This is a genomic window from Streptomyces halobius (genome assembly GCF_023277745.1).
Lineage (GTDB): Bacteria > Actinomycetota > Actinomycetes > Streptomycetales > Streptomycetaceae > Streptomyces > Streptomyces halobius.
In genome coordinates this window covers 3,821,604-3,843,678 of record NZ_CP086322.1, presented here as the reverse complement: position 1 = coordinate 3,843,678, position 22,075 = coordinate 3,821,604, and the positions used below count along the sequence as shown (strand labels likewise).

19 protein-coding genes are annotated in these 22,075 nt (G+C 71.1%); 8 read left to right on the top strand and 11 right to left on the bottom strand.

All coding sequences use genetic code 11. The features are described 5' to 3' along the window. Positions 1-330: 330 nt before the first annotated feature. Entirely contained in the window at positions 331-828 is a 498-nt protein-coding gene (locus K9S39_RS17420; RefSeq protein ID WP_248864286.1) for a hypothetical protein, read from the top strand. 22 nt (positions 829-850) lie between these two features. On the opposite strand, the gene K9S39_RS17415 is transcribed toward K9S39_RS17420, so the two are convergent. From K9S39_RS17415 to K9S39_RS17385, 8 genes are all read right to left on the bottom strand, one after another. Further along, positions 851-1,582 (bottom strand): IclR family transcriptional regulator, encoded by a 732-nt coding sequence (locus tag K9S39_RS17415; RefSeq protein WP_248864285.1) that lies wholly within the window; start codon positions 1,580-1,582, stop codon positions 851-853. A gap of 171 nt (positions 1,583-1,753) precedes the next feature. Then, a complete protein-coding gene (locus tag K9S39_RS17410) occupies positions 1,754-2,323 on the bottom strand; it encodes a DJ-1/PfpI family protein (protein WP_248864284.1) in 570 nt (189 codons plus the stop codon). A 214-nt stretch (positions 2,324-2,537) separates the two neighbouring features. Next, the gene (locus K9S39_RS17405; protein WP_248864283.1) at positions 2,538-3,377 is read right to left on the bottom strand and encodes an MOSC domain-containing protein; all 840 of its coding nucleotides are present in this window, start codon (positions 3,375-3,377) and stop codon (positions 2,538-2,540) included. 281 nt (positions 3,378-3,658) lie between these two features. Continuing rightward, positions 3,659-4,270 carry a nucleoside triphosphate pyrophosphatase gene (locus tag K9S39_RS17400; RefSeq protein ID WP_248864282.1) on the bottom strand — a complete coding sequence of 204 codons (612 nt, stop codon included), beginning with the start codon at positions 4,268-4,270 and terminating at the stop codon, positions 3,659-3,661. 82 nt (positions 4,271-4,352) lie between these two features. Further along, positions 4,353-5,831 (bottom strand): peptidoglycan D,D-transpeptidase FtsI family protein, encoded by a 1,479-nt coding sequence (locus K9S39_RS17395; protein ID WP_248864281.1) that lies wholly within the window; start codon positions 5,829-5,831, stop codon positions 4,353-4,355. Positions 5,832-5,927: 96 nt separating this feature from the next. Beyond that, positions 5,928-6,053, bottom strand: a complete 126-nt coding sequence (gene mmpB, locus K9S39_RS42105; protein WP_283112361.1) for a morphogenic membrane protein MmpB — start codon at positions 6,051-6,053, stop codon at positions 5,928-5,930. A gap of 140 nt (positions 6,054-6,193) precedes the next feature. After that, complete coding sequence (locus K9S39_RS17390) at positions 6,194-6,403, bottom strand: acyl-CoA carboxylase epsilon subunit (protein ID WP_248864280.1); 210 nt, start codon at positions 6,401-6,403, stop codon at positions 6,194-6,196. Between the two features lie 56 nt (positions 6,404-6,459). Continuing rightward, positions 6,460-8,043 (bottom strand): acyl-CoA carboxylase subunit beta, encoded by a 1,584-nt coding sequence (locus tag K9S39_RS17385; protein WP_248864279.1) that lies wholly within the window; start codon positions 8,041-8,043, stop codon positions 6,460-6,462. Positions 8,044-8,173: 130 nt separating this feature from the next. Here K9S39_RS17385 and K9S39_RS17380 point away from each other — a divergent pair, with 130 nt between their 5' ends. From K9S39_RS17380 to hutH, 5 genes are all read left to right on the top strand, one after another. Next, positions 8,174-9,109: a biotin--[acetyl-CoA-carboxylase] ligase gene (locus tag K9S39_RS17380; protein WP_248864278.1), complete on the top strand. Its 936-nt coding sequence runs from the start codon at positions 8,174-8,176 to the stop codon at positions 9,107-9,109. Positions 9,110-9,396: 287 nt separating this feature from the next. Beyond that, positions 9,397-10,554, top strand: coding sequence for an adenylate/guanylate cyclase domain-containing protein (locus K9S39_RS17375; protein WP_248864277.1), 1,158 nt, complete (start codon positions 9,397-9,399; stop codon positions 10,552-10,554). A gap of 185 nt (positions 10,555-10,739) precedes the next feature. Continuing rightward, a complete protein-coding gene (locus K9S39_RS17370) occupies positions 10,740-11,528 on the top strand; it encodes an enoyl-CoA hydratase/isomerase family protein (protein WP_248864276.1) in 789 nt (262 codons plus the stop codon). Positions 11,529-12,176: 648 nt separating this feature from the next. Further along, the gene (locus K9S39_RS17365; protein WP_248868831.1) at positions 12,177-13,268 is read left to right on the top strand and encodes a GGDEF domain-containing protein; all 1,092 of its coding nucleotides are present in this window, start codon (positions 12,177-12,179) and stop codon (positions 13,266-13,268) included. Positions 13,269-13,380: 112 nt separating this feature from the next. After that, positions 13,381-14,925 (top strand): histidine ammonia-lyase, encoded by a 1,545-nt coding sequence (gene hutH, locus K9S39_RS17360; protein ID WP_248864275.1) that lies wholly within the window; start codon positions 13,381-13,383, stop codon positions 14,923-14,925. A gap of 265 nt (positions 14,926-15,190) precedes the next feature. Here the strand turns inward: hutH and K9S39_RS17355 are convergent, their stop codons facing one another. After that, a complete protein-coding gene (locus K9S39_RS17355) occupies positions 15,191-15,532 on the bottom strand; it encodes an LAETG motif-containing sortase-dependent surface protein (protein WP_248864274.1) in 342 nt (113 codons plus the stop codon). Positions 15,533-15,689: 157 nt separating this feature from the next. Between K9S39_RS17355 and K9S39_RS17350 the strand changes: the two genes are divergently transcribed. Both K9S39_RS17350 and K9S39_RS17345 read left to right on the top strand, forming a co-directional pair. Continuing rightward, positions 15,690-15,977 carry a hypothetical protein gene (locus K9S39_RS17350; RefSeq protein WP_248864273.1) on the top strand — a complete coding sequence of 96 codons (288 nt, stop codon included), beginning with the start codon at positions 15,690-15,692 and terminating at the stop codon, positions 15,975-15,977. A 343-nt stretch (positions 15,978-16,320) separates the two neighbouring features. Then, positions 16,321-17,589, top strand: a complete 1,269-nt coding sequence (locus tag K9S39_RS17345; protein WP_248864272.1) for a L,D-transpeptidase — start codon at positions 16,321-16,323, stop codon at positions 17,587-17,589. 338 nt (positions 17,590-17,927) lie between these two features. Here the strand turns inward: K9S39_RS17345 and K9S39_RS17340 are convergent, their stop codons facing one another. Together K9S39_RS17340 and msrA are read right to left on the bottom strand one after the other, a co-directional pair. Beyond that, positions 17,928-20,846, bottom strand: a complete 2,919-nt coding sequence (locus K9S39_RS17340; RefSeq protein ID WP_248864271.1) for an AAA family ATPase — start codon at positions 20,844-20,846, stop codon at positions 17,928-17,930. A gap of 442 nt (positions 20,847-21,288) precedes the next feature. Beyond that, positions 21,289-21,957 (bottom strand): peptide-methionine (S)-S-oxide reductase MsrA, encoded by a 669-nt coding sequence (msrA, locus tag K9S39_RS17335; RefSeq protein WP_248864270.1) that lies wholly within the window; start codon positions 21,955-21,957, stop codon positions 21,289-21,291. Between the last annotated feature and the right edge of the window lie 118 nt (positions 21,958-22,075).

Below are 22,075 nucleotides of genomic sequence, written 5' to 3'. Positions count from 1 at the left end.
CTTTGTGGAGTCCCTACGAATGGGCGAAGGAAACTTTGCGTGCGGGTGTCCCGGGTGTGTGCCGGTGTGTCCCGGGATGGGGCCCCGGCGTGGCGCGCGGTGATGGCCTCGGCGCGGCTCGCGGTGCGGGGTCGGTATGGCTCCCGGTGTGGGGTCGCGTGTGCCCGGACGTACTCGGTGGTGCACGACCCTTGCCCGGCCCATTACTGATGAGTAGCGTGCGCGATGTCTTCGTACTCGTGGTAACGGCGATGCCGACGGCGGCATCGGTGGTGGCCGGCGTCCACCCTGGGGCGCACGGTCCTCGGCATGACGGAATGACGGAAGTGGGTGGGCGGGGTGAACGCGGCGCGCAGACCGGTGGCCTTGGTGGCGGCGGTGGTGCTGGTCCTGGAGGCGGTGGGGATCGTCCTGCTCAACTGGATCCTGAGCATCGCCGTGGACGAACAGCAGATGTCCATGGCCGGGCTGCAACCCGGCGCGATGTCCACCGGAGCTCTGGTCGCCGGCGTCCTCTTCGGCCTCTACCTGCTCTTCTGCGCCCTGATCGTGCTGCGCGGCGCGCTGCGCGACCGCGCCCCGGGTGGCTTCGCCCGTATCGTCCTGATCAGCTGTGCGGTGGTGCAGGGAGTGCTCGGCGCGCTCTCCGTCGGTCTGGTCGGCTGGGGCGCGTTCCTCGCGATGATGGTCGTGCTCGGGCTGATCGTGCTGACGCTGATGGCGTACGACGCGCCGGGACGCGGCACGGAGGGCGAGGGCGCCGCCGCGGGTGACGGTCCGGGGGGCACCCCGAACGGCGCGCCTCCGGCGGCGGCCGGCTCCGCTTGATCTCCGTCCGGCTGCTGCGCCCTCACCTCAGCGCCGCCGCCTCCCGCCGCAGCGCCTCCGTCAGCGGGCCGCGCAGCCGGGCGAATTCCGCCAGAGGGAGGGCAGCCGATACGGCGGTCAGGGCGGGGGCCGGGCCGCCCGCGCGCACCGGCATCCGCACCGGCACCGCGACGCACGCCATCCCCGACGCCGCCTCGCCCTCCTCCACGGCGACACCGTCCCGCCGCACCCGGCGCAGTTCCCGCTCCAGCCGCTCCGGTGAGGTGATGGTGCGGGCGGTGCGCGGGGCCATGCCCGTCGTGGCCAGATACCGGCGGCGGGCCGCGCCCGGCAGCGATGCCAGCAGTGCCTTGCCGTGCGCGGTGGCGTGTGCGGCGCTGTCCCGTCCGACGGAGAAGACCGACCCGGCGGCCGCCGTCGCGCCGTCCAGGACCGCGATCTCGCCGTCCCGGTAGGTGCTGAAGAAGACGTCCGCGCCGGACACCCCGCGCAGCCGCAGCAGCGCCTCGTGCACCCGCCCGTCGATCCGCAGCTGCCGCTGGAAGGCGCGGTGCAGCGACGGCAGGCGGTAGCCGAGGGTGTAGCCGTCGGGGGTGCGGGTCAGATGGCCGCGGTCGGTGAGCGCGCCGAGCAGGGCGTAGACGGTGGACAGGCCGCAGTCCAGGCGCCGGGCGAGCGCTTTGGCGGTCACCGGGCCCGGTGCCTCGGCGACCGCGTCGAGCAGATCGAGCGCCCGGTCGACGGACTGCGGCATGTCGGCTCCCTGGGTGTGCGGACGGGGGGCGGGCAGCGGTGCCCCCGACCTGCCGTCGGCGGCACCGGCTTACCAGCGTCACACATCCCTCGCGGCCCGGGGCCCCGGGAATCCCGAGGTCCTCGTGGATCCCGGAACCCCGGCGAATCCCGAGGTCCCCGGGAATACGAGTCACTGCCCCTGGACCGGCGCCTCCGCGCGCAGTACGCGCAGGAACGCGCGCATCCAGTCCGGCTGGTCGTTCCAGGCGCGGGCCGAGACGACCTTGCCGTCGACGACCGCCGAGCCGTCGACGAAGATGCCGCCGGCCATCTCCACGTCCGGTTCACAGGCGTTGTAGGCGGCGGTGCGGCGGCCCTTGAGCACGCCGAGCGGGGCGAGCGCGAGGGCCGCGTGGCAGATGTGCGCCACGGGCTTGTCGGCGTCGAAGAAGTGTGTCGCGACACGGCGGAAGTCGATGTCGTTCCGCAGATACTCGGGCGCCCGGCCGCCGGGGAGCACCAGCGCGGCGTACTCGGCCGGTTCGACGTCGGACAGTGCGAGATCGGCCGGCCAGGAGTGGCCCTCGCGCTCGGTGTAGGTGTCATAGCCGTCGACGAAGTCGTGGGTGACGAACCGCAGCTTCTTGCGGGACGGGGCCGCGACATGGGTCTCGTAGCCCTCTTCCAGCATCCGCTGGTAGGAGTAGAAGAACTCCAGGTCCTCGGTGGCGTCGCCGGCGATGATCAGGATCTTGGGCATGGTGGGCGCTCCTCGCGGTGAACGGTGTTCTCGTCAGCCGACAGTGGTCAGCCGTGGGCTGATGCGCGGTCGGCTGTTCGTCGGGTTCATCGGTTTCCCAACGATGCGCGCCGAACGCCGCCGATCCGGTACGCGCCGGGGCGAATTCCAGCCCTCCCGGAAAATCCACCGGAACTCGACGGGAAGACCCACCGGAACTCCGCCGGGACGGCCCTCAGGCCCCTGCGTCCGCCGCTTCCTCCGCCCACTCCGTGACCCTGAACTCCTCACCCACCGCCAGCTTCCCGGTCCGTACGACCGAGAACTTCGAGCCGAACGCCACGCCCCCTTCCGGCACCCGCCGGTACGTGGCGAAGATCCGCAGCGGCTCCGGGCCGGCCTTGGTGCCGCTCTCCTGATCGACCATGGTGACGGCGCAGCGGACGGCGAGCTTGGCGAACCCCAGCTCGGCGCCGCCCGCCTCGGCCCGGCGCACCCGGTCCTCCAGGTGCGGCTCGTCCCATCCGTCCAGCACGATGTTCGGCCGGAACCGGGTCATCGGCAGCGGTGGCTTTCCCCCGGCGGCGAAGCGGGCGTTGAGCTCGTCGAGGGTGGCCAGGGAGAGGATGTGCAGCGGGCTGCTGTCGGCGTAGCCGGAGGTGCCGGGGACGAGGCCGTCGGCCACCCGGTCGTGCTCGGGCGGTACCCGCACCAGCCGGCAGTCGGTGCCGAGCACCTCGGACAGCCAGCCGGCCGCCGCCCCGCCCTGGTCGATACCGCGGAACGGTTTGCCGAACAGGTCGACGTCCACCCTGGGGGACGTGGTGTCCACCTCGACGTGTACGGGGTCGGCTCCCGGCGCGCGCAGGGTGAGTCGGGTGCCGTCCGAGCCGACCTCGGGCCGGATCAGCGCCAGCAGCGGATCCTTGCGCTGGGTGCGGTAGACGCCGCGGCCGTCGACCACCATGAAGCTGCGGTCGTGCGGGAGACCGGCCGGAGTGAGTCCGGCCTCCGCCAACGGGACCCCGGCGCACCCTTTGACGGGATAGGTGATCAATTCGGCGACGGTAGGCATGTGGTCACCCTAGGGGCGCCCGGTGTCTCGTCACGCGCAATGCGCAATGCGCGAAGGGCAGTTGAGTTCTTCGTCACAGCCTCTCGCGGCAGGCCGCGTCACAGGCTGTGGGCCACCGGGCGGAGGGGTTCGTACGGCGGCAGTTCGGCGCCGCCGGGCAGCCGGACCGCCGTGAGTTTGCCCCAGCGCTGCTCGCTGACCGGGCGGGTGATCTCCACGCCCCGCGCGCGGAGTGCGTCGAGCTGGGCGTCGAGGTCGTCGCGCGCGGTCTCCTGCCACGCTCACCGCCACAGATCGGTGATCGCCACATCCAGGTCGGCGAGCAGCCGGCGGAGCAGCGGCAGGGACAGTCCGATGACATTGCCGGGGTCGCCGTCGATGCCGTCGATGAAGGGCGCGGAACGGCCGTCGAGGGTGAAGGCGCCCGCGACGAAGAGGGGCTCGCCGCTCTCGACGTAGGCGGCGATCTCGGCGTCGGTGGGCTCGCCGAAGCGGACCGTGGTGGCGGCGGTGGCGGAGACCTGCCGGCCGTCGCGGGTGTCGATGACGCAGTGGCCGGTCCGCAGGATGCCGGAGCGGCCGCGCATGGCCTTCCAGCGGGCGGTGGCGTCCTCGGCGTCGGCGGGCTTGCCGAGCGGCCGGCCGTCCAGGTCCAGTACGGAATCGCAGCCGACGACGAGCGCGTCCTGGACCTCCGGGAGGGCGGCGACCGCGGCCGCCTTGTGCTCGGCCAGGACGCGGGCCAGCTCGTCCGGCGTCCCGGCGGTGACGCCGTCCTCGTCGACGCCGCTGACGACGACCTCCGGCGCCAGCCCGGCCTGCCGCAGCAGGGCCAGACGGGCCGGGGACTGGGAGGCGAGGACGACGCGGCGGGGGCGGGGCTCTACGGTCATGCCCGCCATCGTACGGAGGTGCCCGGCAGGTGGCGCAGGGGCCACTTGTCCCGGCCCGTGGCGCACGGGTTACTTGTACGGGCTACTTGTTCAGCACCGCTTCCATGACCGCCTTGGCGATCGGGCCGCCCAGCTTGCCGCCGGCGATCTCCGAGCGGGGGATGTCCATGTCCTTGGGGTCGACGAAGACGGCGACCGCGACCGGGGAGCTGCCGTCGCTCTGCTTGGCGTAGGAGACGAACCAGGCGTAGGGGCGCTCGTCGTTGACGTTGGCGCCGTGCTGGGCGGTGCCGGTCTTGCCGCCGACCGTGACGCCGTCGATCCCGGCCTTCGAGGCGGTGCCCTCGGAGACGGTGTACTCCATCATCTCCTGCACCTTCTTCGCGGTGTCCTCGGAGACGGCCTGGGCCTTCTCCTTCGGCTCGAACTTCTGGACCGTCGACAGGTCGGGGCCGCGCAGCTCGTCGACGATGTGCGGCATCATCAGCTTGCCGTTGTTGGCGAGCGCCGCGGTCACCATCGCCATCTGCATCGGGGTGCTGGTCAGGCTGCCCTGGCCCATGCCGGTCAGCGCGGTCTGCGGCTTGTCGAGCTTCTCGGGGTAGAGGCTCTTGCTCGCCAACAGATCGCCGAAGTCCTTGTCGTAGACGTCGGAGTTGAAGCCGAACTTCTCGGCGGTCTCCCGCATCTTGTCCTTGCCGACCTTGAGCGCGGTGTCGAGGAAGACGTTGTTGCAGGACCACTGCATACCGGTCTTGAGCGAGGCCTTGTCGCAGGGGGCGCCGGCCACGTCGTTGCCGACAATGGTGGAGCTCAGCGGCAGCTTGTACGGGGCGGGGGCGTCCGTCTTGGCGTTGATGTCGGTGATCACGCCGTGTTCCAGGGCCGCGGCCGCGGTGAGGATCTTGAAGGTGGATCCGGGCGGGTAGGTCTCGCGCAGTGCCCGGTTGCTCAGCGGCTTGTTCTTGTCCTTGTCGAGCTTGCCGAACTCGGCGCTGTCGAGCTGGCCGGCGAAGGAGGACGGGTCGTACGACGGGGTGGAGGCCAGCGCGAGGACCTTGCCGTTGCGGGGGTCGAGGGCGACCACCGCGCCCTTGGCGTTGAGCCGGGTCAGGCCCTTGTAGGCGGCCTTCTGGGCTTGGGGGTCGATGGTGGTGATCACATCGCCGCCGCGCGGCTTCTCGCCGGTCAGGATGTCCTTGGCGCGGTTGAGGGCGAGCCGGTCGTCCTTGCCGGAGAGCAGTTTGTTGTAGGTGCTCTCCAGGAACGAGGTGCCGATGCCCTGTGAGGCGAAGCCGGTCACCGGCGCGTACATCGGCCCGTCCTTGTACGTCCGCTTGTACTTGAAGTCGCCGGAGGTGGCCACGGAACCGGTGATCGGCTTGCCGCCGACGATGATGTTGCCGCGCGGGTAGGAGAACGCCTCGATCTTGACGCGGCGGTTGTTCGGGTCGTTGGAGAGCTCCTCGCCCATGACGAACTGGACCCAGGTCGCACGGATCAGCAGGGCGAGGATCAGCACCCCGCAGAAGACGGCTATATGCCTCAGCGGTCGGTTCATCGCACTCCCACTCCCCGCGGGCGTGCGCCCGCGCCCGAATTGCGCTCTTCGAGAGTGAAAGATGATATTCGGGCGGACGCGGTTGCGGCAGGTGCGCTATCTCACCAGGAGCAGGAACATCAGGATCGCTGCCGTCGCCAGCACGATGCCCATCCGGCGGAGCTTGGCCTGCGCTTCGCGCAGCTCCTCGGGCGGTTCATCGGGCGGATCGGACCACAGCATCCTTCGATCCTGCGCCCGTCACGGCGGCGGCGCCTGAGTACGCGTACTCAGGCGCCGCGGCGTGGGTGACTAGTCCATGCACCGTACATCGACCCGGTCGGCCCGACCGGCCCGGTCCGGTCTGCGGCCGGCTGACGGGGTCAGCGCGGCCAGTAACTGGTGCGCCAGGCGCGCGGGCCCGGATGCGGCACCCGGCGGGCCGCAATCGTGGAGGCCGGGTCCGACCACTCGGTGCCGTCCCCGTCCTGGCCCGGCGCGACCGCAGCGGCGGCGGCCGCGCGGGCCTGTACCACCGCCAGTGCGGCGGCCAGCTCCTCCGGGGTCGGATTGCCCCGTACGACCTTGATCATGAGCGAACGACCTCCTGAGCGGGGGTGCAGCGGGGATTCCGCTGGGACACGGCGGGTCAGAGCGGAATGTTGCCGTGCTTCTTCGGGGGCAGCGTCTCGCGCTTGTTCCGCAGGGTGCGCAGACCGCGGACGATATGGCGGCGGGTCTCGGACGGCATGATCACCGCGTCGACATAGCCGCGCTCGGCCGCGACGTACGGGTTGAGCAGGGTGTTCTCGTACTCCTGGATCAGCTCCTGCCGCCTGGCGTCCTGCGCGGCCGGGTCCTCGATCGCGGCGAGCGTGCGGCGGTGCAGGATGTTGACCGCGCCCTGCGCGCCCATGACGGCGATCTGCGCGGTCGGCCAGGCGAGGTTGAGGTCCGCGCCCAGGTGCTTGGAGCCCATGACGTCGTACGCGCCGCCGAACGCCTTGCGGGTGATGACGGTGATCAGCGGGACGGTCGCCTCGGCATAGGCGTAGATCAGCTTGGCGCCGCGCCGGATGATGCCCTCGTACTCCTGGTCCGTGCCCGGCAGGAAGCCCGGGACGTCCACGAACGTCACGACGGGGACGTTGTACGCGTCGCAGGTGCGGACGAACCGCGCGGCCTTCTCGGACGCCTTGATGTCGAGGATCCCGGCGAACTGCATCGGCTGGTTGGCGATGATGCCCACCGAGTGGCCCTCGACCCGTCCGAAGCCGGTGAGGATGTTCGGCGCGAACAGCGCCTGGGTCTCCAGGAACTCCCCGTCGTCCAGCACATGCTCGATCGCGGTGTGCATGTCATAGGGCTGGTTCGCGGAGTCCGGGATCAGGGCGTCCAGCTCACGGTCGTAGTCCGAGGTCTCCAGATCGGCCTCCTCGGGGAAGGCCGGCGGATCGGAGAGATTGTTGGACGGCAGATAGGACAGCAGCGCCTTGACGTAGTCGATGGCGTCCTTCTCGTCACCCGCCATGTGGTGCGCCACACCGGACGTGGTGTTGTGCGTACGGGCGCCGCCCAGCTCCTCGAAGCCCACGTCCTCACCGGTGACGGTCTTGATGACGTCGGGCCCGGTGATGAACATGTGCGAGGTCTGGTCGACCATGACCGTGAAGTCGGTGATGGCGGGGGAGTAGACCGCACCGCCCGCGCACGGGCCGACGATCAGCGAGATCTGCGGGATCACGCCGGAGGCATGGGTGTTGCGGCGGAAGATCTCGCCGTACGCGCCCAGCGAGACCACGCCCTCCTGGATGCGGGCGCCGCCGGAGTCGTTGATGCCGATGACCGGACAGCCGTTCTTCAGTGCGAAGTCCATGACCTTGACGATCTTCTCGCCGAAGACCCCGCCGAGCGCGCCGCCGAAGACCGTGAAGTCCTGGGAGAAGACCGCCACCGGGCGGCCGTCGACGGTGCCGTAGCCGGTGACCACACCGTCGCCGTACGGGCGGTTCTGCTCCATGCCGAAGTCGGTCGAGCGGTGCCGGGCGAACTCGTCCAGCTCGACGAAGGAGCCCGCGTCGAGCAGCAGCTCGATGCGCTCACGCGCCGTCAACTTGCCCTTGGCGTGCTGCTTTTCCACCGCGCGGGAGGAGCCCGCGTGGGTGGCCTCCTCGACCCGTCGCTGCAGATCCGCAAGCTTGCCCGCGGTGGTGTGGATATGTGGCTCGGACATCGGGATGCGGCTCCTGCTCGTCCTGGACTGGTGCTCGTACTGGGGGTGGTACGGGTTGGCTACCGCTTCGTAGCGTATCGGCGGGACTGCTCAGCGGCACTGCGTCGTTGACCACATCTAGGCTGGTCCCATGACGCCTCAACCACCAAAAAACCGGGACAAAAGCGCGGACGCGGAGGGCCGGTCCGCGGGCCGCCCCGGCTCCGGATCCGCCCGCGCCGGGCGCTGGACCGACCTCGCCCGCCCGCCGCTGAACGAGCACTCCCTGCGCCGGGGGATGCTGCGCCCCGGATCGCTCTGGTCGGCGCTCGACGTCGTCGCCGCGACCGGCTCCACCAACACCGACCTGGCGGAACGGGCCGCCGAGGGGACCGCCGCCGAGGGCGCCGTCCTCGTGGCCGAGGAGCAGTCGGCGGGCCGCGGCCGCCTCGACCGCCACTGGTCGGCGCCGCCCCGCTCCGGCCTCTTCTTCTCCGTCTACCTCACCCCCCGCGTCCCGATGGCGCGCTGGGGCTGGCTGCCGCTGCTCACCGGAGTCGCCACCGCCGCCGCGCTCTCCCGCGAAGCGGGCGTCGACACCGCCCTCAAGTGGCCCAACGATCTGCTGGTCATCGTCGGCGGCGCGGAACGCAAGGCCGGCGGCATCCTCGCCGAACGGGCCGGCCAGGGCGTGGTCATCGGCATCGGCCTCAACGTCACCCTCAGCGAGGACGAACTCCCGGTGCCCACCGCGGGGTCGCTCACCCTGGCCGGCGCCCGCAGCACCGACCGCGACATCCTGCTCCGGGCCGTCCTCCGCTCCCTTGAACACTGGTACCGCGAGTGGCAGGCGGTCGACGGCGAACCCGCGGCGAGCGGCCTCCTGGAGGCATACGCGACGGGCTGCGCCACCCTGGGCCGCTCCGTACGCGCCGAACTCCCCGGCGATACGGAGATCGTCGGCGAGGCGGTGGCCATCGACGGCGACGGCCGGCTCGTCGTAGCGACCGCCGGCGGCGTCCAGCGGCCGATCGCGGCGGGCGACATCGTGCATCTGCGGGCGGCGGACGCGGGGGAGGCGGGATGAGGCCGGGTAGGGGGCCCGCCCGGTAGGGCACGGCCGGGCCCACGGCCCTGGCCCACTCGACGGGCCCCGCGCGGGGCGGCGCCGGAGCGGGGCCGCTGTCCGGCCCGCCGCCGTATGCGCCCGCCGCGCCTGGACGAACGTCAAGACCTCTTCCGTGGTCAGAGCCGACATGTGAGAGTGAGCCAGAGCACACCTGCCGTATCGTTGAGGCGGTCCCGCCAGGGAGCGGGCTATGGGCGAGCAGTGATCGGAAGGGCAGTGCGCAGGGATCGGACAGGGAGCGACCGGTGACCGCGGACGACTCGGGCGCTGCTCCGCGCGACACGGGCACGGACGACCACGTCGACGTCGACGCCCCCACGACCGGCGACCCAGCAGGGGCGGCGGAAGGCGGCGACGACCACAGCATCGCCCTGCGCCTCGAACAACTCATCCTCGGCGCCGACCGCCGCTACACGCCGTTCCAGGCGGCCCGCAGCGCCGGCGTCTCGATGGACCTCGCGGCCCGCTTCTGGCGCGCCATGGGCTTCGCCGACATCGGCCAGGTCAAGGCGCTCACCGAGGCCGACGTCCTGGCCCTGCGCCGCCTCGCGGGCCTGGTCGAGGCCGGGCTGCTGAGCGAGGCGATGGCGGTGCAGGTCGCCCGCTCCACCGGCCAGACCACCGCCCGCCTCGCCGACTGGCAGATCGACTCCTTCCTGGAGGGGCTGACCGAACCCCAGGACTCCGGCCTGACCCGCACCGAGATCACCTACCCGCTCGTCGAACTGCTCCTGCCCGAGCTGGAGGAGTTCCTGATCTACGTCTGGCGGCGGCAGCTCGCCGCGGCGACCGGCCGGGTCGTCCAGGCCCAGGACGACGCCGAGATGATCAACCGCCGCCTCGCCGTCGGCTTCGCGGACCTCGTGGGCTTCACCCGGCTCACCCGCCGCCTCGAAGAGGAGGAACTGGGCGAGCTGGTCGAGGCGTTCGAGACCACCGCCGCCGACCTGGTGGCCGCGCACGGCGGCCGGCTGATCAAGACCCTCGGCGACGAGGTGCTCTTCTCCGCCGACGACGTCGGCATCGCGGCGGAGATCGGGCTGCGCCTGATCGAGACGATGACGCACGACGAGACGATGCCGGAGTTGCGGGTCGGCATCGCCTTCGGCACCGTCACGACCCGCATGGGCGACGTCTTCGGCACCACCGTCAACCTCGCCAGCCGGCTCACCTCGATAGCGCCGAAGGACACCGTGCTGGTGGACGAGGCATTCGCCGAAGAGCTGGGCCGCACGGGCGACGCACCGGTCTCCGAGGCGGACGCCGCGGCCGCGGAAAAGGCCGCCGAGGAGGGCACCGGCGGCCCGCCGCCCGCCTACCGCTTCGCGCTGCAGCCGATGTGGCAGCGGCCGGTGCGGGGTCTCGGTGTGATCGAGCCGTGGTTGCTGAGCCGGCGTAGCTGAGGGGGGATCGGCTGCCGCCTGCTGTTCTCCGTTTTCTCTGGCTCCCGTTGCTGTTCCCCCGCCCTCTTGCCTTCTGTTCCCTCCTTCCCTTCTGTTCCTGTTCCCGCTGCCCTCCTGTCGCGACGGCCGGATACCTGGAATGATCCCGTTCCGTCAGGTCAACGATCGTTAACCGGGAGAGCGGTATGGAGCGGTTCGGTGAGTGGGTCGGCGTGGACCGGCACGGCTATGTGGCGGAGCTCGTCATGGACCGGCCCAAGGCCATGAACGCGGTGTCGACGGCGATGGCCGACAGTCTGGCGCAGGCGTGCGCGGAACTGGCCGCGGACCGCTCCGTACGGGCGGTGGTCCTCACCTCCACCCACGAGCGGGCGTTCTGTGTCGGCGCCGACCTCAAGGAGCGCAACTCCTTCACGGACGCCGACCTGATGCGCCAGCGCCCGCACACCCGCGCCGCGTACACCGGCGTACTGGAGCTGCCGGTGCCCACCATCGCCGCGGTGCACGGTTTCGCCCTGGGCGGCGGCTTCGAGCTGGCGCTGGCCTGCGACCTGATCGTCGCGGACGGCACCGCGGTGGTGGGCCTGCCGGAGGTCTCGGTGGGCGTCATCCCCGGCGGCGGGGGCACCCAGCTGCTGCCGCGCCGGGTGGGTGCGGCCAGGGCGGCCGAGCTGATCTTCACCGCGCGCCGGGTACCGGCGGCCGAGGCCGCGGAGCTGGGCCTGGTGGACCAGCTGGTGGCGGACGGCCAGGACCGCACGGAGGGGCTGGCCCTGGCGGGCCGGATCGCACGAAACTCACCGGTCGGACTCCGGGCGGCGAAGCGGGCCCTGCGGCTCGGGCATGGTCTTGACCTGCGAGCGGGACTGGACCTGGAGGACGGCGCTTGGCGCAGCGTGGCGTTTTCGGGGGATCGTGCGGAAGGGGTGGCCGCTTTCAATGAGCGGCGGGATCCGGAGTGGCCGGGCGCGTAGCGTCGGCCCGGCTCGGTTGCGCCTGCGGCGGGCGTGGGTTTTTCGGTTGCGGTGACGGGCCTCCGGACGTCCTGAGGCCCTCCCCCATAGCCTGAACGGCATGGGAGGTACCCCCATCCTCGACGGTGGGGGGAGAAAGGCCGGTGGGGGCACATGTGATCTGTCATGTGTCTGTGATCGCGTCCACAAGGTGCACACAACCGACTACGTGCACCCTCACCGATCTTCTTCCCACCCCCTCGGGAGGTGCCGGCCCGCAGGACGGAGCCCGGAGGGCCGGAACCGCTGCCGAACAGCCCCGCACAGTGGGCACAGCCCACTGCGTGGGGGTGCCTCCCACGCCGCTCAGGCAGTGGGGGAGCAACGGCGGGACAGTCAAAGACGTCGGCGCAGGCCCGCCGCAGGCGCAACCCTCACAGTGGGACAGCGACAACGTGGGGCACAGGCCAAGCGCAGCGGACGCACCGCGGGCACAATGTGCGGCATAGTCGAAAACGGGGCAGGTCCGCCGCGGCGGCGGCACCGCCCCTACGGCGGGGCAGTCGGACACGGCGGGAACCAAGTCGGCGAAGGCGAAGCGCAGCGGAGGATCCGGTGACGGGCGAGGGCGATGCGAGGCTGCGGGCCGTGGTGGAGCTGGCGCAGGCGATGGCGGCCGCCCACACCCTGCGGGAATCGGCACAGGCTGCGGCGCAGGGGGTGCGGCAGGCGCTCGGGGGCGCGTTCGCGGCGATTTCGAAGTGGGAGCGCGAGCTGGGCAAGCTGCGGGTGCTGGTGAATGTCGGTGAACTCAGCCCGGACGAGCAGGAGTTCCCGGACGACGAGCTGTATCCGGTGCACGAGTTCCCGGAGATCGTCGGGTTCCTGCACGAGCGGTGGGCCGGCGGCGGCGACCCCAATGCCTGGGTGGAGACGGCCGACGGTCCGCCCGGGGAGCACTGCTACAACCATCAGCGGGTGGCCGCGCTGCGCCGCCGGGGCCGCGGCTGCTGTGTCGTCGCGCCGATCGTGCTGCACGGCCGGGCGTGGGGCGAGCTGTATGTGGCGCGGCGGATCGGTGAGCCGGTCTTCGACCGGGCGGACACCGATTTCGCGACCGTGCTGGCCGCGGTGACGGCCGCCGGGATCGCGCAGACCGAGCGGCTCGCGGAGGCACGCCGACTCGCCTTCACCGATGCGCTGACCGGCCTCGCCAACCGGCGGGCCGTCGACATGCGGCTGGACGAGGCGCTGGAGCTGCACCGCAGGGACGGCGTGGTGGTCAGCCTCGTGGTGTGCGATCTCAACGGGCTGAAGCGGGTGAACGACTCGCGTGGCCACGCCGTCGGGGACCGGCTGCTGGAGCGGTTCGGTTCGGTGCTGTCGTTGTGCGGCGCGATACTGCCCGGCGCCCTCGCGGCCCGGCTCGGCGGGGACGAGTTCTGTCTGCTGGCGGTCGGCCCGCCGTCCGACGCGGTCGTCAAGGTGGCCGGTGAACTGTGCGACCGCGCGGGGGAGTTGGACCTCGGTGAGGGGGTCTCGGTCGGGGTCGCCTCGACCGGCGACCCGATCGGCCCGGTGCACACCGCCCGTCGGCTCTTCCGGCTCGCGGACGCGGCCCAGTACCGGGCCAAGGCGGCGCGGGCGGGTGGGCCGGTGGTCGCCGGCCGGGCGGGCGGCCCGGACGAGGACCCGGTCGTACGGCTCGCGGACTCCCCCGAGCCGCGGACGGGTCCGGAGCGCCGGAGCTTCCGGAGGTGAGATCGCGGTCTCTGTGCGCACTCTGGTCGGGATGCTTGCGCGCACTCTGGTAAGGGGTGACCCGCAAATCCGGTGGTGACATCCGGTGATTCAGTCTCTAGGGTGCCTGAATATGGATATGCACACTGTGGTGCTGGGGACGTCCGGCACAACCGCAGCGGACGTCATCGCGGTGGCCCGTGGCGCGGCTCGGATCGAGCTGTCCGCAGAGGCCCTCGCCGCCGTCGCCCGCGCCCGCGCCTTCATCGACGAGCTCGCCGCCAAGCCGGAACCCGTCTACGGCGTCTCCACCGGCTTCGGCGCCCTGGCCGTACGCCACATCAGCCCCGAGCTGCGCGCCCAGCTCCAGCGCAACATCGTGCGCTCGCACGCGGCCGGCATGGGCCCGCGGGTCGAGAGCGAGGTGGTCCGCGCCCTGATGTTCCTGCGTCTGAAGACCCTCGCCTCCGGGCACACCGGTGTCCGCCCGCTCGTCGTCGAGACGATGACCGCGATCCTCAACGCCGGCATCACCCCCGTCGTGCACGAATACGGCTCGCTCGGCTGCTCCGGCGATCTGGCGCCGCTCTCGCACTGCGCGCTGACCCTGATGGGCGAGGGGGACGCCGAGGGCCCCGACGGCGTCGTACGGCCGGCCGGCGAGCTGCTGGCCGCGCACGGCATCGCGCCCGTCGAGCTGCGCGAGAAGGAGGGGCTGGCGCTCCTCAACGGCACCGACGGCATGCTCGGCATGCTGGTGATGGCCTGCGCCGACCTCGCCCGGCTGTTCACCTCCGCGGACATCACGGCCGCGCTCTCCCTGGAGGCGCTGCTCGGCACGGACAGGGTCCTCGCGTCCGAGCTGCACGCCATCCGCCCGCACCCCGGCCAGGCCGCCTCGGCCGCCAACATGCTGAAGGTGCTGACCGGTTCGGGCCTCACCGGCCATCACCAGGACGACGCACCGCGCGTCCAGGACGCCTACTCGATCCGCTGTGCCCCACAGGTCGCGGGGGCCGGCCGGGACACCCTCGCGCACGCCCGGCTGGTCGCCGACCGCGAGCTGGCGTCCGCGGTCGACAACCCGGTGGTGCTTCCTGACGGCCGGGTGGAGTCGAACGGCAATTTCCACGGGGCCCCGGTCGCGTACGCCCTGGACTTCCTCGCCATCGCCGCGGCCGACCTCGGCTCCATCGCGGAGCGCCGTACCGACCGCCTCCTGGACAAGAACCGCTCGCACGGGCTGCCCGCCTTCCTGGCCGGGGACCCGGGCGTCGACTCCGGCCTCATGATCGCCCAGTACACGCAGGCCGCGCTGGTCAGTGAGCTGAAGCGGCTGGCGGCCCCGGCCTCCGTGGACTCCATCCCGTCCTCCGCCATGCAGGAGGACCATGTCTCCATGGGCTGGTCCGCGGCCCGCAAGCTCCGCACCGCCGTCGACAACCTCACCCGGATCCTCGCCGTCGAGCTCTACGCGGCGACCCGGGCGATCGAGCTGCGCGACGGGCTGACGCCGGCTCCGGCCACCCGCGCGGTGCTGGACGCGGTGCGCGCCTCGGGCATAGAGGGGCCGGGCGAGGACCGCTTTTTGGCGCCGGACCTGGAGGGCGCGTACGCGTTCGTACGGGCCGGGAAGCTGGTCGAGGCGGTGGAGTCGGTGACCGGGGAGCTGGTGTAGGGGAGCTGGTGTAAGAGGGAGCGCGCGGAGGGGGAGCTGCCTGTGTGGTGGGGCCCGCGCGTCGGGGGCCGGCTTCGGTGGGGAGTCGGTCCCGTCCGGGGGCGTTGTGTTCGTCGGGGGCCGGCCCGAACGGTCCGGGCGTGGGGCGGGCGCGGTATGCCCGGCCCGTGCCCGGTGTGCGTTCGGCTGCGGGCGTGCGCCACTTCCGTCGGCGGTCCGTCTCAGGCGTCCCGTCCCCGACGGCCTCGTCTCAGCCGGTGCCGTCTCAGCCGGTCTCGTCGCGGGTGCGGCGGACGGAGAAGGCGACGAGCCCCGCGCCGAGGGCCAGGCAGGCGGCGCCGCCGATCATGTACGGCGTGGTGTTCGGGCTGCCGGTGTCGGCGAGGAGGCGTCGCGGGGTGCCGCCGTCCGTGCTGGTGCCGGTGCCGGTGTCGCCGGGCCCGGCCGCGTCCGTGGCGGCGGGCCGGCTGCCGGAGCCCTCTGTTCCGCTGTCCGGGCGGCCCGGCCGGTCCGCTTCCACAAACGCATTCGCGGACGGTACGAACCACAGGGCGAACAACACCGTTCCCGCGACAGTGGCGGTCAGCAGCGGTCGTCGTGCGGTCACCGAACGATCCCCCTATGGGCTGGGCGAATTGGCCGTTGACCGCAGATGTTAATGATCGCAGCGGGTCGCGGGGAAGTCGGGACCTGTAGGTGCTTAGCTCCGTGCTATGAGCAATGGCGAGTCATCACGTTTTGTAAGGCTTCATGTCGAATTGGTGATGGAGGTCACCGACGTCGACCGGCTGACCGGCGCCGCCCTCGACCACATCGGCGGCGACCCGTCCCTCCCCGACGAAGAGCGGCGACAGGCCGTGGACACGGTCAGGGAGGATCCGGCGGAGGCGCTCGCGTACCTCGTCGACCCGTTCGACCTCGTCGCCACCGTCCCGGGCGCCGCACTCGCGCAGGCGTCATGGAGCAGTGAGGAGATGCCCGACTACGACCCGGACGCCGACTGGGACGCGGCGGAGTGGGATCTCGCCGACGACGCCGCAGAGGAGGTCTGAAGAGGAGGTCCGACCGACCCGCATCCGCACCGGCCGAGGCGGCGTCGCGCACTCGCGCCCCGCTCCTCCCGCAGACCCTGTCCGCACGCCACAGTCCCTGTCCGCAGCCCACAATCCGTTGTCCGCGCCCCCCGCACGGCGTCCTGCCGTGCGGGGGTCTGTTACGTGGGTAATAGGTGTCCTTCCCCACATTTTGTAGAGGAACGGAAGGGACGAATCGGAACATGGGTTCACAACGTCGGCGGCCGGCACGGCTGCGTCAGACGTCGGCGCAGGCCGGAAGGGTCGCGCCCGCACAGAGAACTCGGGGACTTTCGCCATCGGTAGCAATGGAGATGTCTTGATGACGGACCGCAAGCGCCGCAAGGGCCTCATAGCCGGCGCCGCGCTGCTCGGGGGTGTACTCACCGTCAGCGCTTGTGGGGGCAATGCCGCCACCCGTAGTGATGCTCGCGCAGGAGACCAGCAGGCCCAGCGGCAGGTGGACGAAGCGGCCGCGAAGGACTCCTCGGAAGCCGAGATCACCATTGCTCCGGAGGACGGCACACCCGATGCGGGCATCCACCGTGATGCCAAGGTCACGGTCAGTGGTGGCAAGCTGACCGACGTGACCATGACCTCGGTCACGGCCGCCGCCGCGTCGAAGCAGACCATCGACGGCACCCTGTCGGCCGACGGCACCTCCTGGACGCCCAATGAGTCCCTGGCCCGTGCGACCAAGTACAAGATCACCGCGCATGCGGTGGACTCCAAGGGCCGTAAGGCGGTGGAGAACTCCACCTTCACCACCGTCTCCCCGCTGAGCAGCTTCATCGGCAACTTCACGCCGGAGGACGGCTCGACCGTCGGCGTCGGCATGCCGGTGTCGATCAACTTCGACAAGCCGGTGACGAACAAGCGGGCCGTCGAGTCGGCGATCAAGGTCGCGTCGAGCAGCAACCAGAAGGTCATCGGCCACTGGTTCGACAACAGCCGGCTGGACTTCCGCCCCAAGACCTACTGGAAGGCGAACTCCAAGGTCACCCTGGACCTGAACCTCGACGACGTCGAGGCGTCGCCGGGCGTCAAGGGCATCCAGGACAAGACCGTCACCTTCAACATCGGCCACTCACAGGTCAGCACCGTCGACGCCAAGACCCGCCAGATGACCGTGGTCCGCGACGGCCGGGTCATCAAGACGATCCCGATCTCGGCCGGCGGCGAGGAGAACCCGACCTACAACGGCCGGATGGTGATCTCGGAGAAGTTCAAGCAGACCCGCATGGACGGCTCCACCGTCGGCTTCACGAAGAAGGACGGCAAGGGCGAATACGACATCGCCGATGTCCCGCACGCCATGCGCCTGTCGACCTCCGGCACCTTCATCCACGGCAACTACTGGGGCAAGGGCATCTTCGGCAAGGCCAACACCAGCCACGGCTGCATCGGCCTGGCCGACGTCAAGGGGGCCGGTGACGCCTCCACGGACGGCTCCTGGTTCTTCAACCACTCGCAGCTCGGCGATGTCGTCGAGGTGGTCAACTCCGACGACAAGACCATCCAGCCGGACAACGGGCTGAACGGCTGGAACATGGACTGGTCGCAGTGGGTGGGGGGCAGCGCGCTGCGCTGAGCTTCGCCGACTGGGGTTCGCCTGCGGCGGGCCTGCGCCCGACGTTTTCGGTTTCCCGCCGTGAGGGGTTCGCCTGCGGCGGGCGTGGGTTTTTCGGGTGCGGTGACGGGCCTCCGGACTCCGTCCTGCGGCCCGTTCCCCTCCCGACGGTGGGTGGAGGGGGCCGGTGGGGCCCCATGTGGTCTGTCGGGTGTCTGTGTCCGGGGCCACAGGGTGCACATGACCGGCTACATGGCCCCCACCGGTCTTCTTCCCACCCCTTCGGGAGGTGCCGGTCCGCAGGACGGAGTCCGGAGGTCCGGCGCCGCTGCCGAACAGCCCCGCGCAGCGGCGACAGCTCACCGCAGGTGCAACGGCGGGACAGTGAAGGATGTCGGCTCAGGCACAGCGCAGCGGACGCCCGCCGCAGGCGCAACCCTCACGGCGGGACAGCCGACGACGTGGGGCTCAGCCCGAGCGCAGCGGCCCCTGGCCTGCGGGAAGAAGTCGGAAACCTGGACCGCGGCGGCCGGGCCGGTGATCCGGCTGTGCCCGATGACGAGATCGGGGACGGTTCCCCCGGGCAGTTGCGGACGGCGGGTCAGTTGGACGTATTCCGGTGCGCCGGGCGTCGAGGGCGCGCAGAGCAGGGTGACGTTGTGGCGCTCGGCGGCGGCGATCTCGCGTTCGCCGGCAGCGAGCACCACGCAGTACACCTGCGCCCCGGCGGCGGCGAGCGCCTTGCACAGGTCCCGGTTGAAGGTGCTGAGGCCCCCGTGTGCGGACCACCACTCGGTGGCGACGACGAGAACGGTGGGTGGGCGTGGATCGCGCGCGGCAGGGGACATGTGTGCGGCAGGGGACTCGTGTGCGTGGGGGGCCTTGCGAGCCTCGGGTGTCCCGTGCGCGGATGCGGGCGCGAGTGCGGATGCGGGGGTGGATGCGGCCGCGGGGGCGGATGCAGGTGCGTCCCCCGCGCCCGTGCCCGTCGGCCCGGCCGTCGCCCGCGCCCGCTCGATCGCGGCCGCGAGATCCACATCGGAGTCCTCCCTGAGTGTGACCGTGCCATCGGCCGCCCCGCCGACCCCCCCGTCCCCCGCCCCGCCGAACGCCGTCCTGCAGCCACCCGCCCCGCTCACCATCTGCGGCGTCAGCAGATACTGGATCTCGCAATCGCTGTACGCCAGTGGCGCCAAGTGCTCGGCCGCCAGGGCAAGTTGGCGGCCCGCCGTCTCCCGGTCGCCCTGCAGCAGATAGGCCATCGCCGCGTTGTACCGGCTGAGCGCCTTGTCCTTGGGGTGCCGCGCCAGTTCCATCGCCCGGCCGGCCCACTCAAGGGCGATGCCGGGCTCACCGGCGGCCAGGGAGATGTACAGGATGTTGTTGGCGGGCTCCCATCCCGGGTTCAGCTCGAAGGCCGTGGCCAGATGCGTGCGTGCCCCGCTCCGGTCACCGTCGCCGTACGCTCCGTAGGAAGCGGCGAGATGGTTCTGCGCGAGGGCGGCGCGCACCGCTCCGGTGGACAGCCGCAGCCACTCGCTGATCCTCGGCCAGGGCTTCAGGGGCAACCGGGTCCGGTCGGCCGTCAGCTCCCCGCCGAGCGCGGCGATCCGGCGGGCCGTTGTGAGGAAGCCCGGTGTGTGTTCGAAGCGGAAGTCGTCGGCGTCCGCCGAGTAGAGCCACTGGACGACGGTGGTGCCGCCGTAGGCGCAGGTGACCGTGGTGATGTCGAGTGCGGCCGGGATGCCCGTGCGGAGAATGGCCTCGTGCACGTACTGCGTGGCGTGCGGTACGGAGTCGGCGCCCTTGTCCGCGAGGCTCTCCAGGGCGAAGAGCGCTCTGTTGAGGGTGGCTTCCCGCATCTTCGGACAGCAGGTCTGAAGAATCCGGGCGGGCTCGCACACGATGTCGTCGAGCAGGCAGCCGAGCCGCCTGGCGAGCAGACCGTGGAAATCGCCACGGCCCATGAGCTGGGGGTGTGCCTGCCGTCCCAGCTTGTTGATGGTCCACAGCCGGACGTAGATGTCGTCGAACAGCTCCGTCTCCTGGGACAGCCGGACGACCTCGGACGCGTCGATCGCGCCGTCCGCGATCAGTTCCGCACGGCACTGGTCGAGGAGCTCTCTGGTGATCGACGGCTGCCCGACCACGTTGTAGGCGAACCAGAGCTCGTCCACGGTCGCGTGGTCGAGCGCGGAGCTGAGGATGTTGAAGGCGTGCAGCCGCTCCGGTGACAGCTTCTTCACCGACCGGATCAGCCGGCGGTCGTGGACCTCCCGCCCGGCTCCCACCCGGTCCGTCCGATCCATCCGGTCCATCCGCGACCGGACGTCTTCGAGCATCTCCGCGGTGAGCGCCATACCCATGGTCTCGTCCCGCTGCCACTGGGCGAACATCTCATGGCAGTAGAGCTGGATCTCGTACGGATTCCCGTCGGTGAGGTGGAGCAGTTCCGACTGCGACCGGTTGAAGTCGGGGAAGGAGTCGGCGTTCAGCCCTAACTCCCGCAGGGGCAGCAGCATGCAGTTGCTGATGTCCTCCGACTCGACGAACCGCTCGACCTTGATCTCTTTGAACTGCCGGAGGAGCGGCGAGAAGACCTCGGTGATCCGGGTGAGCAGGCTGGACGTGCCGGCCAGTACGAAGACGAAACCGTTGAGCCGGGTCCCGAGCGCGCGGAGGACGGACAGCACCTCCTCATGCCCGGCGACCAGCTGGGCCTCGTCGATGAGCAGCGCGATCGGCCGGCCGAGGGCCCGTACGACATAGCGGAGATCGGCCCGGAGCGCGGCCTCGGACACCGGACCACCGGGCTCCGACAGCGCCAGCGCCTCGGGGAACTCCAGGGGGAAGCCGTCCTCCGGGGCGGCGCCGGAGAACACCCGCCGGACCTTCGCCGGCGTGACCGCGCCGCCGGACACATTCAGCGCGCCGCCTTCCTTCCCGCCCTCCCCACCGCCCTCCTCCGTGACGGCCGCGATCAGCTCCTCGTAGACCTTGCGGTAGAACGCCGACGGGGTGGCGTCACCGGGGACGAGCGTGACCCGGACCGGCAGCAGCCCGCGCTCCCGGGCCAGGTCGTCCGTACGGTTCAGCAGACTGGTCTTGCCGGCGCCCCGCTGGCCGTGGACCGCGATATAGACCGGCGGCCGGTCCAGCCCGGCCTGGTCGAGCTGGTACGCGATGCAGGCGATCTCGGCGTTCCGCCCGGCGAAGAGCGCGGCGTTGCTGACGGGATTGCTGTGGTCGTAGGGGTTGGGCAGCTTGGATATGTCCACGGGCTCCACTCACCTCGCGGACGATTCTAATGCTCGGGGGTGACGCCTTCGGCGGTGTTCGGGATGATGGTTGTGGGGCAACGGCACCCAGGACAAACGGACTTGGCAACCATGCCGACCGAGGTGATCGAGCTCCGGGAATCTCAGCTCATGGTCCGGCGAGATCGAATTCGACCACCTCGTGATGGCTACTTCGAGGCCGGGACCATTCGGACTGCGAGCGGCGCAGCTATACATGACAGCGGTCATAGCGCCGTGCGTTGAACCTCAACGGCCCGCGCCCGCCCGGCCGATGGCCCCGGCCGCCGCACGGCACCGCCCGGTTCCACGTCCTGGGCCCTCACGTTGCGGGCCGTTCGTGTACTGCGGTCTCGCCCGCCCACGTGCACTCCGGCAGTTGAGCCCGCTTCGAGCCTCCGTCAGTGCGGATGTCCCGCGCTTCTCATCCCTCCGCAGGGGCGACACCCACAGGGCAGCTCACCCCCGTCCCCCCGATCCCGCAATACCCCGCCGGGTTCTTGTCGAGGTACTGCTGGTGATAGCCCTCGGCCGGATAGAAGGGGCGGTTCGCGTCCGCCGGGAGGATTTCGGTGGTGATTTCGCCGTAGCCGGAGGAATTCAGGACGGACTGGTAGGCGGTGCGGGAGGCTTCCGCGGCCTGCTGCTGGGCGGGGGAGTGGGTGTAGATGGCGGAGCGGTACTGCGTGCCGGTGTCGTTGCCCTGGCGGAAGCCCTGGGTGGGGTCGTGGGACTCCCAGAAGAGCTTGAGGAGGGCGGCGTAGGAGACGCGGGACGGGTCGTGGACGACGCGGACGGCCTCGGTGTGGCCGGTGTGGCCGCTGCAGACCTCTTCGTAGGTGGGGTTGGGGGTGTGGCCGCCCTGGTAGCCGACGAGTGTGGTCCAGACGCCGTCCGTCTGCCAGAACTTCCGCTCGGCGCCCCAGAAACAGCCCAGACCGAAGTCGGCGATCTCCAAGCCCTCCGGGTACGGGCCGAGCAGCGGGTTGCCGAGGACGGTGTGCCGCTCGGGGACGGTGAAGTCCCGCTCGGCGCGGCCCTTCAGCGCTTCTTCGGGGGAGGGGAGGTGGGTCTCGAAGCGGGAGAACGGCATGGGATCGGGCTCCAGGGAGGGAGGAGGGGAGGAAGGGGGAGGGAACAGGGGAAGGGGAGACGCGGGGATTGTCGCTGGAGGAAACGTCGGGGACGGGGGTGGTATTCCGGCGGGCCGT

Bases quoted from the DNA above. Each gene is read 5' to 3' on its own strand.
- K9S39_RS17400 (WP_248864282.1), bottom strand. From the start codon at position 4,270: ATGACCGTAGAGCCCCGCCCCCGCCGCGTCGTCCTCGCCTCCCAGTCC.
- K9S39_RS17350 (WP_248864273.1), top strand. From the start codon at position 15,690: ATGGAGGTCACCGACGTCGACCGGCTGACCGGCGCCGCCCTCGACCAC.
- K9S39_RS17395 (WP_248864281.1), bottom strand. From the start codon at position 5,831: ATGAACCGACCGCTGAGGCATATAGCCGTCTTCTGCGGGGTGCTGATC.
- K9S39_RS17390 (WP_248864280.1), bottom strand. From the start codon at position 6,403: ATGATCAAGGTCGTACGGGGCAATCCGACCCCGGAGGAGCTGGCCGCC.
- K9S39_RS17380 (WP_248864278.1), top strand. From the start codon at position 8,174: ATGACGCCTCAACCACCAAAAAACCGGGACAAAAGCGCGGACGCGGAG.
- K9S39_RS17410 (WP_248864284.1), bottom strand. From the start codon at position 2,323: ATGCCCAAGATCCTGATCATCGCCGGCGACGCCACCGAGGACCTGGAG.
- K9S39_RS17385 (WP_248864279.1), bottom strand. From the start codon at position 8,043: ATGTCCGAGCCACATATCCACACCACCGCGGGCAAGCTTGCGGATCTG.
- K9S39_RS17370 (WP_248864276.1), top strand. From the start codon at position 10,740: ATGGAGCGGTTCGGTGAGTGGGTCGGCGTGGACCGGCACGGCTATGTG.
- mmpB (WP_283112361.1), bottom strand. From the start codon at position 6,053: ATGCTGTGGTCCGATCCGCCCGATGAACCGCCCGAGGAGCTGCGCGAA.
- K9S39_RS17365 (WP_248868831.1), top strand. From the start codon at position 12,177: ATGGCGGCCGCCCACACCCTGCGGGAATCGGCACAGGCTGCGGCGCAG.
- hutH (WP_248864275.1), top strand. From the start codon at position 13,381: ATGGATATGCACACTGTGGTGCTGGGGACGTCCGGCACAACCGCAGCG.
- msrA (WP_248864270.1), bottom strand. From the start codon at position 21,957: ATGCCGTTCTCCCGCTTCGAGACCCACCTCCCCTCCCCCGAAGAAGCG.
- K9S39_RS17345 (WP_248864272.1), top strand. From the start codon at position 16,321: ATGACGGACCGCAAGCGCCGCAAGGGCCTCATAGCCGGCGCCGCGCTG.
- K9S39_RS17415 (WP_248864285.1), bottom strand. From the start codon at position 1,582: ATGCCGCAGTCCGTCGACCGGGCGCTCGATCTGCTCGACGCGGTCGCC.
- K9S39_RS17405 (WP_248864283.1), bottom strand. From the start codon at position 3,377: ATGCCTACCGTCGCCGAATTGATCACCTATCCCGTCAAAGGGTGCGCC.